The organism is Paraburkholderia sp. BCC1885, assembly GCF_900996235.1.
Taxonomy (GTDB): Bacteria; Pseudomonadota; Gammaproteobacteria; order Burkholderiales; family Burkholderiaceae; genus Paraburkholderia.
In genome coordinates this window covers 464634-479737 of sequence record NZ_CAAJGM010000111.1, presented here as the reverse complement: position 1 = coordinate 479737, position 15104 = coordinate 464634, and the positions used below count along the sequence as shown (strand labels likewise).

The window sequence follows — 15104 nt, the reverse complement described above, 5'->3', positions numbered from 1 at the left end:
ACGCGAATGCTCGCGCGGCTGCGACGGCGCAGTCACGCGTTTTACACGATGACGCGGCGGGCGCTGACGCCGATGCGGCTAGTGGCGCTTCTTTTGTGTGGCCGGCGCGGGCGTCGACTCCTCGGCGGCGGGCGGTTCGCCCGAATCGATCGCGATCGGGTCGCTGGCGGGGAAGGTTTCGTCGAGGGCCTCGTCGAGGCGGTCTTCGGCCGTGTCAGCGGCGGGCGGGGCAGTGGGCTTCGGCTTGGACATGGCGTCCTCCGCGTGAGGGGGTATCGAGCAGTCAGGATAGCGCAAGGTGCCGCGCGAAGCTGCATGACGCCAGATAAAACCTTGAAATTGACGGCGGGTGGCTCGTCTTGGGTGTGTCGCGGCAGAGGCCTGCCGCAGAGGCAGACCGTGCGGAAGAATCGAGGTGACGCAATGGAATCGGACCGGTCGCGGCAGATGCCGCGCTTGAGCGCGTCGCACGTCGTGGAGGCGGAACTGGAGCATCTCGACTGGGCCACGCGGCAACCGACGCTACGCGTGTTCAGTGCCGGCTACTGGCGCCGCCGCGTGCAGGCGATCCAATGCCGCTACGAACTGACACACCAGCAGGGTTTGCGTATTGAGCAGATCTTGCGGCGGCTGGGCGATCCGGTGGAGTAGCCCGCCGCGCGTGACGGCTTATTCGTGGCTGTTGCCGCCGCCGTTACCTTCGCCATTGCCGGTGCCGAACAGACGCCGGCGGCGCGTGACGACCACCGGACCGTCCGAGGGCGTGCGCTCCGGCGACGCCGGCCGCTCGCCGCCAGGCTGGGAGCCGTAGGGTTCACGCGGTTCGCGTGGCTCGCGCGGTTCACGATGCTCACGCGGTTCGCGCGAACCATGCGGGCCGCGCGTGGTGTGCTCGCCGTGCGACGGGCGTCCGGCGCGCGGCGCGGGCCGGGTGCCGGTGTCGAGTTGCACGGTGGAGATGGCGCGCTTGTAGATGCCTTGCAGGCCGACCGGCGTGCGCAGCATCACCAGATACTGATCGAACGACTCAATGCATCCCGTCAGGCGAATGCCGTTGACGAGATAGATTTCGACGCGCTTTCGTTCTTTGCGCGCTGCGTTCATGAAGTCGTTTTGCGGATGCGATTCTGCGGATGCCATGGACAAGTCAGGTAAGAAGGACAGTTGCTCGCCGCGATTCTACCCTTTTCGAGGAAAAGCGCGGGCGGGTGAGCGATGTGGGTCCACTATAACGGCTTGCGCGCTCAGAAGCATCTGATAACTGCCCGCGGTAACGTTGAGTTACGAATCTGGCTAGGGATCTGGCCGAGGAACACTGGCCGCGCGCAGCCTGCAACACTGTTATCTCCAGGTGGGCGGAATAAAACGCCTTCTGCCTACGTTAAGTCTCCATAGCGGCGCACATTTCGTGCGTTGCCAGCCGGCCTTGCCCCTATCAGGAGACAGTATATGAAGCCTTTCCGTATCGTTTCGACTGCGTGCGCGCTGATTGCGCTGACGCTGGCCACGCTCACCCTGACGGGGTGCGCGACGGACGGCGAGTCGGGTTCATCCACCAGCAGCAGCGGCAGCATGAGCACAGGCGCCGGCGGTTATTGACCGCCCGCGCGTAACGTTCGCCGCGTGAAGTTCGAAGCGGAAGTGATTTCGTGGCTCCCGCAGTTGCGCCGCTATGCGCGCGCACTGACGGGGGATGCCGCGTGGGCGGACGATCTGGTGCAGGACACTGCCGAGCGCGCTTTGGCGCGCTGGGCGGCGTTTCGTCCAAACAGCAACCTGCGGGCGTGGTTGCTGACGATTTTGCGTCATCTTTACATCGATCAGTTGCGGGCTCGCCGCGAAATCGCGGTTGACGAGGAAAGCGCGCCGTGGCGCAATCTGGAGGCGCCGTCGGGTGTCGTCGACGGCCTGGTTTTGCGCGATCTGCAAAGGGCGTTATATTGCTTGCCGCTCGAGCAGCGCGAAGTGCTGCTGCTCGTGTGCGTGGAGGAACTAACTTATCAGGAAGCGTCGGTTGCGCTGAGCGTGCCGGTTGGCACGGTGATGTCGCGTTTGTCGCGTGCGCGCGAGCACATGCGCGTGCTGTTGACCGAAGGCCCGACGCGTAAGTCCGCGCCGCTCAAGATAGTGAGAAATCCGGGATGAGCCACGACGACCGCGATCCTGCTGTGCCCAAGCCGCCTGACCTGCAGGCGCTGTCGGCGTTCGTCGACGGCGAACTGCCGGACGAGGCGCATGCCGCCGTGCGCGAGCATCTCGCGCAGGATCCACACGCGGCTGCCCGGGTCGAGGACTGGCTCGCCCAGAAGTCGGCGCTGAAAGCCCTGTGCGGCGCGCCTGCGGCCGAAGACCCGTCGTTCGTGCTGGTGCGCGTGCGGGCGCCGTTGTGGCGGCGCGCCGGCCTCGCCGCCTGCTGGCTGGTGGCCGGTGCGGGGCTCGCGCTGGCGCTCGGGCCGCTAGCCGCGCGCCTGCCGGGCGGTTTGCCCGGTCTCGGGCCGGCGACGTTTGCGAAGCGCGCCGACGTCGCCTACGCCGTCTATACGCCCGAGCAGCGTCATCCGGTCGAGGTGGCCGCCAGCGAAGAAAAGCATCTCGTCACCTGGTTGTCCAAACGCCTGAACCGGCCGCTTTCGGTGCCGTCGCTGCAGGAATACGGCTATTCGCTGGTGGGCGGCCGTCTGCTGCCGGGCGAAGCGGGACCGGCGGCGCAGTTCATGTACGAGAACCAGGAAGGCGCGCGCCTCACGCTCTATGTGACCGGCATTCCCGAGGACGAAACCGCGTTCCGCCTGTTCCGCGACGGCAACCGCCGCACCTTCTACTGGGTCAGCGATCACATGGGCTACGCGATGTCCGGACCGATCTCGGAGGGCAAGCTGCGCGAGATGGCCATCGACGTCTGCGGCGATCTGGGCGGCAAGCCGTCGTCTTGGCAATAGCGCCGCATGGCCCGCGCCGGCGACCGTCCGTCTGCCATCTTTCTGCCCGGATTCCGTCATTTTGACGCCTGAAACACGCCGTAACGCACACGTTGCGCGCAGTTGGCGTGCGGGCGGAATAGTGCTCGGCGGCGCGTCGTTTAGTTATAGCGAGTCTGTTTTGCCGCTGCGACTGATGCATGAGCACGCAGCCGGCAGCGCAGACGAAAGCGAGGCAAAACGATGGGGTCTTCACGGTGACGACCGCGTGGGTGGTCGCAACGCCGGACCGTCGGGTAGGACAAGATCATGCGTAATCTCAAAGGACGTTGCGCCGTACTGGGTCTGTTGCTGGCGTGCGCGGGACCCGTGGCGGCTCAGGTCACGGACAGTCTGGCCAACTCAGGGCCGCCGTGCCAGACGATCGCTGGGCAGGCCGAAATCGGCGGCAGCATGCAGCCGATCACCGGTCTCGCGTGCCTGCAGCCGGACGGCACCTGGCAGATCGTGCAGGGCGGCGACAACAGCGTGGCGCTGTATCCGGCGGGGCTTTATCCGTACTACGATCCCTGGTATTGGGGCGGCGTCGTGTCGGTCGGGTTCGGCGGGCCGTTTATTTTCGTCGACCGGTTTCATCATCGCTATCCCGTCGGCTATGTGCATTTCAGCCGCGCCTCGTTCGGCGTGGGTGCGCGCGGCGGCTGGCACGGTTCCGCCGGCTGGCATGGCGGCGGAATGCATGGAGGATGGGGCGGCGGAGGCGGGCGTCGTTAAGGCGCAAGCGCATCGCAGGGCGGCGGCGCTTGAGCGGCGCCTGGGGCGGCCGGTCCGCCGCCCCACGCAGCTTAAGGAGAGCACTTGACACGTATTTTGCCGCCGGATGTGTCCGAGGCGCAGTTCGAGCGGGCGCTCGCGGAATGGCGCGCGATCGTGGGTGAGCAGCAGGTGATCGCCACCGAGCCCGATCTTGCGTCCTATCGCGATCCGTTCGCGCCTGGCGCGGCGGCGGCCTTCGCCGCGTCCGCCGCGGTGCAGCCGGATTCGGTCGAAGCCGTGCGCGCCGTGTTGCGCGTGGCCACCCAGTACCGCATTGCACTCTGGACCGTCTCCACCGGCCGCAACCTTGCCTACGGCGGCGCCGCGCCGCGGCTGACGGGCTCGGTGGTGCTGGACCTGCAACGGATGAACCGCATTATTGAGGTCAACGAAACATTGGCTTACGCGCTGGTCGAACCGGGCGTCAGCTACTTCGACCTGTATGCGTATCTGCGCAGCAACGGTCACAAGTTGTGGGTCGATCCGCCTGCCGCGGGTTGGGGCAGCGTGGTCGGCAACACGCTTGAGCGCGGTTTCGGCTACACGGCCTATGGCGATCATGCGGCCCATCAATGCGGCATGGAAGTGGTGCTGGCTAATGGCGACGTCGTGCGCACGGGGATGGGCGGCATTGAAATCGGCACTTCGTGGCAGGCTTTTCAGCCGGGCTTCGGGCCGTCGTTCGATGCGATGTTCATGCAGTCCAACTATGGCGTGGTCACGAAGATGGGCATCTGGCTGATGCCCGCGCCGCCGGCGTATCTGCTCGGCGAAATCCAGTTTCAGCATGAAGAGGATCTGGAAGCGATCGTCGACATTCTGCGGCCCTTGCGACTCGATCAGACCATCCGCAACAACGCCGTGATCGAGGGCGGTCTGCGCCGCGCGGCCGGCCTTACGCCGCGCTCGCAATGGTACGAAGGCGCGGGGCCGATGCCGGAGGCGGCCATCGACGCGATGCTCAAAAAGCTCGACGTTGGCCGCTGGAATCTGCATTTCGCGCTATACGGCACACCTGACGTGATCGACGCGCAATACGCGGCCGTGAAACGCGCCTTCGCGCAGGTGCCGCACGCGCGCCTGCGAGCGCAGCGTTATCGCGGCGACGAGCAACCTGCCGGCGGTGGCGATCGCAACCTCGCCGGCATTCCGGCCATGACCGCGTTTCGCATGCTCGACTGGCGCGGCGGCGCGGGCGCGCACGTCGACTTCTCGCCGGTGTGCCCGGCGACCGGGCGCGATGCGATGCGCCAGTACACGATGACGAAAGCCCGTGCAGCCGAATATGGCTTCGATTACTACGGCGGCTTTACGGCCGGCACGCGGCATCTGAATCATATCTTCGCGGCTATTTTCGATCGTGACGATGCGCGCCAGGCTGATGCCGCGGGCGATCTGTTGCGTGTGCTGATGAGCGACGCGCGTGCGGCGGGTTACGGCGAATATCGGTCACATCTGGCGTATATGGACCTGGCCGCAGCTCAATACAGTTTCAACGACGGCGCGTTGCTGCGCCTCGCGGAGACCATCAAGGACACGCTCGACCCGGCCGGCATTCTGTCGCCCGGCAAGCAGGGCGTGTGGCCGGCGAAGTGGCGGGATCGGCGGGGTTATACGTGAGCGACGGCACGGCCGCGGCGCTGGCGTATAACGCGCGAGAAGCGGATTAAAAGCCATGGACAGGCGCGCTTTTATGATGACCGGTGCGTGGCTTTCCACGGCGGCAGTCGGGTTGCCGTGGCTGACGCAGGCCGTGGCGGCACCCGGCACGCTGGCGCTCGTCGATACCAGCCTCGGGGACGGCCGCGCATTCGCGCGCGACGCCGCGCGCAGAGGGTCATCGATCTTCGACATCAGCCTCGAAAGCGGCGCGGACATCGGCATGCTATGGCACACGACGCTCGCGCCGCGTCTTGCGGTGGCGCCGGGTTTCGTCGTCGGCCTTGCGCGTGCATCCGATTACTTTGTGCTGGGACAGTTGGCGTTACGTTCGGGGCGCATGGCCGAGCATCAATGCGAACGCTGCACCGGACTGCACGCGCCAGTGGCATTTCTGCTTGGGCCGTCTGCCGGGCGTGGAAGGCTCGCATGAGCCTCCGCACGCAGCACACAGCACGCAGCATGCAGCAAGCGTCACGTAGCGTGACCTCGTAGAACCTCAGAACTTATACGCCGGATTCTTCGGATCGAACGCCGCATCGTCGAAACTCTTCGGCGTGACGTTTTCGAAGACGATCTTCTCGAAGATCTTGCCGTCATTCGCATACGACTCGACCGTGCGGAAATACGGGTGCCGCAGATCGAGCCCGAGCGTCTCCTTCTTGGCATAGAACTGCGGCTGGCCGATCGGCGTCTCATAGGTGAAGGTGACCACCCGCACGCCTTCGATGGTCTGCACGGCAATCTGTGTGGAGCGTGGCACGCCCGCTTCGACGTACTTCTTGCCCTCGCTCAGATACTGCCCGGCGATGTAATTAGTGCCCAGATCGCGCACCTGATGATTCGATTGCGCCCGCGCCAGCGACCCCGTCGTGGACGTCCAGACCGGCACTACGCCTAGCAGGCCGCCCAGGTGTCCATACATTTCGTCGCTGCGTCTGGACTCGTCGTAGATGATTTCCTGACCCGCGTGTCCGCCGTCCGGCAGCCATTTGGCGTAAATGCGCAAGGGGTCGTGCGCGATGCGCACCAGCATGTGATCGGGCTTGTCCGGCCAGTCACCCTTGATGCGTTCCCAGCGCAGCATCGTGAACTCATACGACGGATAGCCATTCGGTCCTTCCTGGATATAACGCGGCAGCGCGAGCGGATCGAGCGACTGGAACAGCGCGGTGAGCTGGGCGTCGTCGAGCTTTTCCAGCGCGCCGCTTTGCTGGGCTTGCCGCAGCCAGTGCACCTGCTGGTCGAGTGTCAGCTTGCCCGCCTGCGAAGGCGGCGTGGCGGGCGCCTGCACGGCGCTGGCGGTGTCCGCGGCGGAGTTGGCGGCGGGGTTTGCAGCAGTGCCCGGCGCGGTCGCCGTGGCGTCTGGATTCGCGGGTGGCTGCGTGCCGGCTTGTGCAAACGCCAGCGTCGAGGCGCAGGCGAGGGCCGTTGCGGCAAGCCAGGGGCGCAGCAGATTGCCAGCGTGTTTCGAGTGCATGAAAAAACGGTGCTTCATTGCCTCTCCTCCAGATCCGGAATCCATGGAATCGATCGTGATCCTGCTATCTGTCAGGCACCGTTCTGTTTGGCGAGTTCCTCGTCGCGCAAGGCACGTCGCAGAATTTTGCCAACATTGGTCTGCGGCAGCTCATCGCGGAACTCGACCACCTTCGGCACCTTGTAGCCGGTCAGATTCTTGCGGCAATGCGCGATGACCTGTTCGGCGCTGAGCGCCGGATTGCGCGAGACGACGAACACCTTGACGCGTTCGCCCTGCGCAGCGTCGGGAATGCCGATGGCCGCCACCTCGCGCACGTCGGGATGCATGGCGATCACGTCTTCGATCTCGTTCGGATAGACGTTAAAGCCCGACACCAGAATCATGTCCTTCTTGCGATCGATAAGCCGCATGAAGCCGCGCGAGTCCATCACGCCGATATCGCCGGTGGCGAGCCAGCCGTCGTCGACGAAAACCTTGGCGGTTTCGTCGGGGCGGTTCCAGTAGCCTTTCATCACCTGCGGACCCTTGACGCACAGTTCGCCCGCTTCGCCGATATTGGCCCAGCTGCCGTCGTCTTTACGGAAGCGCACCTGGGTGGAGGGCGCGGGCAATCCAATCGAGCCTTCGAAATCGCGCATGTTTTTCAGGTCGACGGGATTCATCGAGACGATCGGCGAGCACTCGGTCAGCCCATAGCCTTCGATGATCGGCTGCCCGGTCACGGCCTTGAAGCGCTCGGCGACGGCTTTTTGCGTCGCCATGCCGCCGGCCATCGCCAGCTTGAGGTCGGAGAAATCGCGCTTACGGAACTCTTCGTTTTCGAGGAACGCGTTATATAGCGTGTTGACCGCCGTAATGCCGGTGAATTTCTCGTTGCGAATGATCATCATGACACGTTTGGTGTCGCGCGGATTGGCGATCAGGATGTTGCGCCCGCCCAGTCCCATGAAAATCATCGCATTCACGGTGAGCGAATAGATGTGATAAAGCGGCAGCGGCGTGAGCACGGTTTCGATCTCGCCGGTGAGTTGTCCTTGCGACCACACTTTCGCCTGCAGCAGATTGGCGATGATGTTCTGATGCGTGAGCATCGCGCCCTTGGCGACGCCGGTGGTGCCGCCGGTGTATTGCAGGAAGGCGAGATCGTCGCGGTTCGGGCGCACCGGCGTGAGCGGCCGGTTATAGCCTATGGCGAGTGCATCGAGCAGGCGCACGGCCTTCGGCAGATGATATTTCGGCACCATCTTCTTGACGTGGCGCAACACGAAATTGAGCAGCCGTCCTTTCAGATTCAGGCCGTCGGCAAGCAGGTCGCCGAGACCGGTGAGGATCACGTTTTGCACGCGCGTACCCGGCAGCGCCTCTTCGACGGTCTTCGCGAAGTTCTCGAACACGATGACGGTTTGCGCGCCGCTGTCCTTCAGTTGATGCGCCAGCTCCCGCACCGTATAGAGCGGATTCACGTTGACGACCACCGCACCCGCCTTAAGGACACCGAACAAAGCCACCGGATACTGAAACGTGTTCGGCAGCATGATGGCGACACGCTCGCCCGGCTTGACACCGATACTCTGCAGATACGCCGCGAAAGCGGTTGCTTTACGCGCCAGCTCGCCGTAGCTCAAATCCGCGCCGACGCTCACATAGGCGACGCGCTCGCGGAACTGCGCCGTGCATTCGTCGAAGAACTGCACGATCGATTCGTACTGCCGCACGTCGATTTCGTGCGGCACGTCGGGCGGATAGGAGTGGTACCAGATGCCGTCGGTGTTCGGCGCGCGCGGCGGCGCCTCGTGTCCGACGGAAGGATTCGGCGCCGCTTGGGTAGGCTGGTTCATGGCTTGTCTCCTGAAGCGCAATGCTTCGTCTATGTCTGTTTATAGCTGCTATTTGGATGGCTGGATAATCTGTGAACAACCACGTCAACAATCCTGCTGGCCGCTAACGTTCGAGTATCGCAACCACCCCCTGGCCGCCCGCCGCGCAAATCGAAATCAGGCCGCGTGCGGTGCCGGCCGGTTTGTCGAGTTGCGCGAGCATCTTGGCGAGCCCGGCGACGATGCGCCCGCCGGTTGCCGCAAACGGATGCCCGGTCGCCAGCGAACTGCCGTTGACATTCAGTTTCGCACGATCGATGGCGCCGAGCGGGCCGGGCAGGCCCAGTTGCGTGCGGCAATACTCGTCGTCCTGCCATGCGGTGAGCGTGCACAGCACCTGCGCCGCGAACGCCTCGTGAATTTCGTAGAGGTCGAAGTCCTGCAGGGTCAGGCCGGCGCGCGCCAGCATGCGCGGCACGGCGTAAGCGGGCGCCATCAGCAGGCCTTCTTTCTTGTCGAAGAAATCGACCGCGGCAGTTTCGGACCACGTCAGGTAGGCCAGCACCGGCAAGCCGTGCGCGGCGGCCCACGCTTCGCTCGCGAGCAGGACGGCCGAGGCGCCGTCGGTGAGCGGCGTGGAGTTGCCGGCTGTCAGCGTGCCGGCGTCGCGATCGAACACCGGCTTGAGGCCCGCGAGCTTTTCCAGCGTCAGGTCCGCGCGCAGATTATTGTCACGTGCGAGGCCGCGGTACGGCGTCATCAGGTCGTTGAGAAAGCCGTGCGTGTAGGCCTCGGCGAGCTTGCGGTGGCTGTCGCAGGCGAGTTCGTCCTGGGCCTCGCGGGCGATGCCCCAGCGCTTGGCCATCAGTTCGCAATGTTCGCCCATGGAAAGGCCGGTACGCGGTTCGCCGTTGCGCGGTAACAGCGGCTTGAACAACATCCCCGGACGCAGCTTGCTCAGCGCCCCGACACGCTGGCCGGTGGTCTTGCCGCGATTCGCTTCGAGCAGGATCTTGCGCATCCGTTCGTTGACGCCGATCGGCGCGTCGGACGTCGTATCCACGCCGCCTGCGATGCCCACTTCGATCTGCCCGAGCGCGATCTTGTTGGCGACCAGAATAGCCGCTTCGAGACCGGTGCCGCAGGCCTGCTGCACGTCGTAAGCGGGAGTCTCTTTGGCGAGGGTGGTGGAGAGCACGGACTCGCGCGTGAGATTGAAGTCGCGCGAATGCTTGATGACCGCGCCCGCCGCCACTTCGCCCAGACGCTCGCCATGCAGGTTGAAGCGGTCGATCAGCCCCTGCAGCGTGAAGGTCAGCATGTCCTGATTCGACGCGTTGGCATAGGCGGTGTTCGAGCGCGCGAACGGAATCCGGTTGCCGCCCAGGATGGCGACGCGCCGCACAGCGGGAAGCGGGTGGGACATGCATAACTCCTTTCAGAAGCGGGCGTAATCGATCATTGAGTGGTCCACTGAAACCGGCCGCGCAGATGCGGCTTGTCGCCGGCGGCATCGCGTACTTCGAGATCGCGCGTGCTGGTGGGCGCGGTGGCCGCGGCGGCGGTCGCCGGGATGCTGGTCCATAGCGAGGCGTCGCCGGGCAGCAGCATCGGCAGCTTGAATTCGGCGCTGACGGCGGCCTCGGCGAGCGGCTTGGGCGGCTGCAAGGCGGCCGCCGCGCGCGCGAGGGTCCACATGCCGTGCGCGATCGCGCGCGGGAAACCGAACGCCTTGGCGGAGAGCGTCGTCAGGTGAATCGGGTTGTAGTCGCCCGAGGCGTGCGCGTAATCGCGCCCGAGTTGCGCGGGCAATTGCCAGCGCGCCACGCGTTGCAAATCGTCGCGGTTGATTTCCAGCATGGCCAGCGGATCGCCCGCCGGTGCAGCGCCGCGTTTCAGGTACACGCTGTCGCCGTCCCAGACCGCCTCGCCGCGTCGATAGAGGCGCGTGTGCAGCACGAACGCCTGGCCCTTGTCATGCCGCAGCAGCGCGCCGAATTCCACTTCGACACGCAACACTTCGTTGAACGCGAGCGGACGCCGTAGACGCACATGGTTGGCGAGATGCACGAGCCCGAGCGCGGGCCACGGGAAAGCGGGGTCCGTCAGCATCAGCAGATGCAGCGGAAAGGCGAGCAGATGCGGGAAGGTCAACGGCACGCCGTGCTCGGGAATAAAGCCGCAGACGCGCGCATAGCGTTCGATGGCAATCGGTTCGAGCGGCGCCGCCGGGCGCACGAGGCGCAGCGCCGGCAACTGCGCGATGCGGCCGCGCTTGAGCACGCCGGACAGGGCGCGCCCATACAGCCTGGCCGGCGCGGGCAACTGCTCGATTACCACGGTGCGCGGGCGTGCCGCGCTGTACGGCTGACCGAGGCCGGAGGGCTCGCCCATGCTCATGCTCCGATCAGGCTTTGGCCGCACACCCGCACCACCTGGCCGGTGACGCCGGCACAGCCGGGATGCGCGAGCCACGCGATGGTCTGGGCCACATCCACCGGCTGGCCGCCTTGGCTCAGCGAATTCATGCGGCGGCCGGCTTCGCGGATCGCCAGCGGGATTTTCGCGGTCATCTGGGTTTCGATGAAACCCGGCGCGACCGCGTTGATCGTAATGCGCCGTTCGCCGAGCGGCGCGGCCATGCTTTGCACCCGGCCGATCACGCCGGCTTTCGAGGTCGCGTAATTGGTCTGACCCATGTTGCCGGCAATGCCGCTGATCGACGACACGCAGACGATGCGGCCGCCGTCGCGCAGCGTGCCGGCGGCGAGCAGGGCGTCGTCGAGACGCTCCTGGGCGGCCAGGTTGATGTCGATCACGCTATGCCACGCCGCTTCAGTCATGCGCGCGATGGTTTTGTCTTTCGTGATGCCGGCGTTGTGCACGACGATATCGACGCCGAGTTCGTCGAGCGCGGCGGCGATCTGGGCGGGCGTTTCGGGCGCGGCGATATCGAAGGCGAGGGCGCTGCCGGATAGCGGGCGCATGGTTGCTTCGAGCGCGTCGCTGGCGGACGGGATGTCGACGCCGATCACGTGCGCGCCTTCGGCCGCGAGCGCCGCCGCAATAGCCGCGCCGATGCCGCGCGCCGCGCCTGTCACGACGGCGCGCTTGCCGGCGAGCGGCTGCGCCCAGTCAATCGCCGTGGCCGTGGTTGACTCTGTGGCTGTGGTTTGCGGCGAAGCAGTGACGCCCGCGATCTGCACCACCTGCCCCGACACATACGCCGAACGCGGCGACAGGAAAAAGCGCAAGGTTGCTTCGGCCTCGTCTTCGGCCCCTTGCGCGACATACATCAGATTCGCGGTGATGCCGCGCCGCGCCTCCTTGCCGAGCGAGCGCGTCAGGCCTTCGAGCGCGCGTTGCGCGGTCCATTGCCGCGGCGTCGCGCAGGCTTGCGGCGGCCGGCCCAGCACGACGATTCGCCCGCATTTGCCGAGCGAGCGCAGCGTGTCGTGGAAGAAGGCAAACAGGCTGTCGAGCTCGCCGCTGTCCTCGATCCCGCTGGCGTCGAACAGCAGCGCGACGAGGCGTCCCTGCGAGCCGCTATCGGCGGGCTCGAAGCGGCCGGTCATCAGGCCATGCCGCGCCGCCAGCGGAATCCACCCCAGCGCGCTTTCGTGCGCCACGCTGGTAAAGCCGCTGCGTGCGATCACCCCCGCGAGCGCGTCGAGCAGATGCGGCGCGCGCCCCGCGCCGATCGCCACGAGCCCTTCGAACTCGGGCCGATCCGCGCGATAGCGGCGCAATACCTCGGGCTTCGGCAAGCCGATCGAGCGCGCGAGGCGCGCACCGAACGGCGAGTTGACGAAGTTCAGGTAGCTGTCTTTCATCTTCTGTTGCTCCGCTGGCCGGTCGGGTTTCCCTCAGTGTGCATGGCGCGATGCTCAAGCTGCAAGCTGCATCGCTTTTTCGAGTGCTTCCTTGCGCTTTTGCAGACCGTCGAGCATGCCGAAGTCGGGCGCGAAGTCGTCTACCTTGACCACTTCGGCGCCGTAGCGGGCGTAGTCGTCGAGCACCTGGCGCTCGTCGGCGTCGAGCAGGCCCTGGCGTTGCGCCGCTTCCGTCCACGCGGCCAGATGCGCGAGGCTTTGCGGCATCGGCGTGAGCCGGCCTTGCTTCACAGCCTCGCGCAGTTTCTGGTCGATGGCGTTGATGCGCGGATTGAGCGCGAACAGCAATTCGCCGTAGCCGAGCGGATCGACGTCGGGATGCGGCACGTAGGAATCGGAGACGAGCCGCTCGCGCGCGGCGCCCGGCGTTTGCATCAACTCGGCGATGGCGCCGCCGAGTCGATCCGCCGGCGCGCGATGCGGCAGGCCGAACGGAAACGCCAGCACGCGCACGAGACCCGCGGCGAGGCGGTTCGGATAGTTGACGAGCACGCCGTCGATCGCCTCTTGCGCGCGATTGAGCGCGTCCTCCACGCCCCATTGCACCAGCGGCAAGTCGCTCTCCTGGCGGCCTTCGTCTTCGAAGCGCTTGAGCGTGGCGGAGATCAGGTAAAGCTGGGAGAGCACGTCGCCCAGACGCGCGGAGATCCGCTCACGCCGTTTCAGGTCGCCGCCGAGCACGAACATCGAGACGTCGGCGAGCAGCGCGAACACGGTGGAGATGCGGGTCGCCGCGCGGTAGTAGTGGGCGAGCGGCGCATGGGCGCGCTGCGGCTTGCGGATAAACGCGCCGGCCGTGACGGCATACACGAAACTGCGCACCACGTTCGACAAGGTGAAGCTGACGTGACCGAAGAACGCCGCGTCGAAATCGACCAGCGCCTTGCCGTGGTCCTCTTCGCGCGTCGCGGCCATTTCCTTTAGCACATACGGATGGCAACGAATCGCCCCCTGGCCGAAGATGATCAGGCAGCGCGTGAGAATGTTGGCGCCTTCAACGGTAATCGCAATCGGCACCTGTTGATAGGCGCGTGCGAGGAAGTTCGACGGCCCCATGCAGATGCCCTTGCCGGCGGCGACATCCATGCCGTCGTTGATCACCTGGCGGGCGCGCTCGGTGATGTGGTACTTGGCGATCGCGGAGATCACCGAGGGTTTTTCGCCGAGGTCGACCGCATGCGCGGAGAGCCGCCGCGCCGCATCCATCACGTACAGATTGCCGCCCATGCGGCCGAGCGCTTCCTGCACGCCCTCGAACTTGCCGACGGCGGTGCGGAACTGGCGGCGCACGGCGGCATACGCGCCGGTGCCGCGCACGGCAATTTTCGCCATGCCCACATTCGACGACGGCAGCGAAATGGCCCGCCCCGCAGCGAGGCATTCCATCAGCATGCGCCAGCCGTTACCCACCTGGGCGCGGCCGCCGATCACCCAGTCGAGCGGAATGAACACGTCCTTGCCCGAATTCGGACCGTTCTGGAACACCGCGTTGAGCGGCCAGTGACGGCGGCCGATATTCACGCCCGGGTGCGAGGTGGGAATCAGCGCGCAGGTGATGCCGGGTTCGTCCGCCGGGCCGAGCAGATGATCCGGGTCGAGCGCGCGAAAGGCGAGACCCAGCACGGTCGCGATCGGCCCCAGCGTGATGTAGCGCTTGTCCCAGGTGACACGAAAACCGAGTGTCTCGCGGCCTTCGAAGCTGCCCTTGCAGACGACGCCGATGTCGGGAATCGCCGCTGCATCCGAACCGGCGTAGGGACTCGTCAGCGCGAAGCAGGGGATTTCCGCGCCGCGCGCGAGACGCGGCAGATAGTGGTTCTTCTGTTCCTCGGTGCCGTAATGCATCAGCAGTTCGGCGGGGCCGAGCGAGTTCGGCACCATCACCGAAACGGCGGCCGCCGAGCAGCGCGTGGCCAGCTTCATGATGACCTGCGAATGCGCGTAGGCGGAGAACTGCTTGCCGCCGTACTGCTTCGGAATGATCATGCCGAGAAAGCCGCGCTCCTTGATGTACTGCCACGTCTGCGGCGAGAGGTCTTGCCAGATCGCGGTGGTTTCCCAGTCGTTGGCGAGATCGCACAGGTGCTCGCATTCGACGTCGAGAAACGACTGTTCTTCCGCCGTGAGGGTGGCCGGGCCGTGCGCGAGCAGCGTGTCCCAGTGCGGGCGTCCCGAGAACAGGGCGGCGTCCCACCAGACCGTGCCGGCTTCGATGGCGTCGCGCTCGGTGGGCGACATCTCCGGCAGGATCTTGCGGAAAATATCGAGTACAGGCTTGGCGAGCCACGCGCGGCGCAGCGGCTTCACTGCCAGCACCAGCGCGGGCAGCACGAAGACAATCGCGAGGATGACGGTGGCAAGCGGTCCCGCCGCGCCGCTCAGACGCGCGGCCGCGACCCACACGACGAGGAAAGCGAGCCACCACGAGGCGCGGGCCTGAACATAGACGAGCGCCGCCGCGGCGACGACCAGCACTAAGAAGAACCACGACATGACGTCTCCCTCCCTGTTTTGATGG

The 15104-nt window shown here is 65.7% G+C and carries 15 protein-coding genes; 7 read left to right on the top strand and 8 right to left on the bottom strand.

Features of this window, described 5'->3' with window-relative positions; translation table 11 throughout:
- Positions 1-78: 78 nt before the first annotated feature.
- Positions 79-252 (bottom strand): hypothetical protein, encoded by a 174-nt coding sequence (locus tag FQ755_RS37280; RefSeq protein ID WP_186308487.1) that lies wholly within the window; start codon positions 250-252, stop codon positions 79-81.
- Positions 253-423: 171 nt separating this feature from the next.
- Here FQ755_RS37280 and FQ755_RS11110 point away from each other — a divergent pair, with 171 nt between their 5' ends.
- A complete protein-coding gene (locus tag FQ755_RS11110; protein WP_144154001.1) occupies positions 424-651 on the top strand; it encodes a hypothetical protein in 228 nt (75 codons plus the stop codon).
- Positions 652-669: 18 nt separating this feature from the next.
- Here the strand turns inward: FQ755_RS11110 and hfq are convergent, their stop codons facing one another.
- On the bottom strand, positions 670-1140 hold the full coding sequence (hfq, locus tag FQ755_RS11105) for an RNA chaperone Hfq (protein WP_144153999.1): 471 nt from the start codon (positions 1138-1140) through the stop codon (positions 670-672).
- 309 nt (positions 1141-1449) lie between these two features.
- Between hfq and FQ755_RS37275 the strand changes: the two genes are divergently transcribed.
- The 6 genes from FQ755_RS37275 to FQ755_RS11080 all read left to right on the top strand — a co-directional run bounded on the left by FQ755_RS37275 (position 1450) and on the right by FQ755_RS11080 (position 5826).
- Complete coding sequence (locus FQ755_RS37275) at positions 1450-1599, top strand: hypothetical protein (protein WP_186308486.1); 150 nt, start codon at positions 1450-1452, stop codon at positions 1597-1599.
- A gap of 24 nt (positions 1600-1623) precedes the next feature.
- Positions 1624-2145, top strand: coding sequence for a sigma-70 family RNA polymerase sigma factor (locus FQ755_RS11100; RefSeq protein WP_144153997.1), 522 nt, complete (start codon positions 1624-1626; stop codon positions 2143-2145).
- Positions 2142-2939 carry an anti-sigma factor family protein gene (locus tag FQ755_RS11095; RefSeq protein WP_144153995.1) on the top strand — a complete coding sequence of 266 codons (798 nt, stop codon included), beginning with the start codon at positions 2142-2144 and terminating at the stop codon, positions 2937-2939. Before FQ755_RS11100 ends, FQ755_RS11095 begins: the two co-directional genes overlap by 4 nt.
- A 288-nt stretch (positions 2940-3227) precedes the next feature.
- Positions 3228-3692 carry a hypothetical protein gene (locus tag FQ755_RS11090; protein WP_260858496.1) on the top strand — a complete coding sequence of 155 codons (465 nt, stop codon included), beginning with the start codon at positions 3228-3230 and terminating at the stop codon, positions 3690-3692.
- A gap of 84 nt (positions 3693-3776) precedes the next feature.
- On the top strand, positions 3777-5354 hold the full coding sequence (locus FQ755_RS11085; RefSeq protein WP_144153993.1) for an FAD-binding oxidoreductase: 1578 nt from the start codon (positions 3777-3779) through the stop codon (positions 5352-5354).
- A 73-nt stretch (positions 5355-5427) separates the two neighbouring features.
- Positions 5428-5826: a hypothetical protein gene (locus FQ755_RS11080; RefSeq protein WP_260858495.1), complete on the top strand. Its 399-nt coding sequence runs from the start codon at positions 5428-5430 to the stop codon at positions 5824-5826.
- 66 nt (positions 5827-5892) lie between these two features.
- On the opposite strand, the gene FQ755_RS11075 is transcribed toward FQ755_RS11080, so the two are convergent.
- The 6 genes from FQ755_RS11075 to FQ755_RS11050 form a co-directional block, all read right to left on the bottom strand.
- On the bottom strand, positions 5893-6891 hold the full coding sequence (locus FQ755_RS11075; protein ID WP_260858494.1) for a DUF1571 domain-containing protein: 999 nt from the start codon (positions 6889-6891) through the stop codon (positions 5893-5895).
- 53 nt (positions 6892-6944) lie between these two features.
- Positions 6945-8714: an AMP-binding protein gene (locus tag FQ755_RS11070; protein ID WP_144153989.1), complete on the bottom strand. Its 1770-nt coding sequence runs from the start codon at positions 8712-8714 to the stop codon at positions 6945-6947.
- Positions 8715-8817: 103 nt separating this feature from the next.
- Positions 8818-10119: an acetyl-CoA C-acetyltransferase gene (locus FQ755_RS11065; protein ID WP_144153987.1), complete on the bottom strand. Its 1302-nt coding sequence runs from the start codon at positions 10117-10119 to the stop codon at positions 8818-8820.
- A 32-nt stretch (positions 10120-10151) separates the two neighbouring features.
- Positions 10152-11087, bottom strand: coding sequence for a MaoC family dehydratase (locus FQ755_RS11060; RefSeq protein ID WP_409937362.1), 936 nt, complete (start codon positions 11085-11087; stop codon positions 10152-10154).
- Between the two features lie 2 nt (positions 11088-11089).
- Entirely contained in the window at positions 11090-12526 is a 1437-nt protein-coding gene (locus tag FQ755_RS11055; RefSeq protein WP_144153983.1) for a 3-oxoacyl-ACP reductase, read from the bottom strand.
- 54 nt (positions 12527-12580) lie between these two features.
- A complete protein-coding gene (locus FQ755_RS11050; RefSeq protein ID WP_144153981.1) occupies positions 12581-15079 on the bottom strand; it encodes an acyl-CoA dehydrogenase in 2499 nt (832 codons plus the stop codon).
- Positions 15080-15104: the final 25 nt, after the last annotated feature.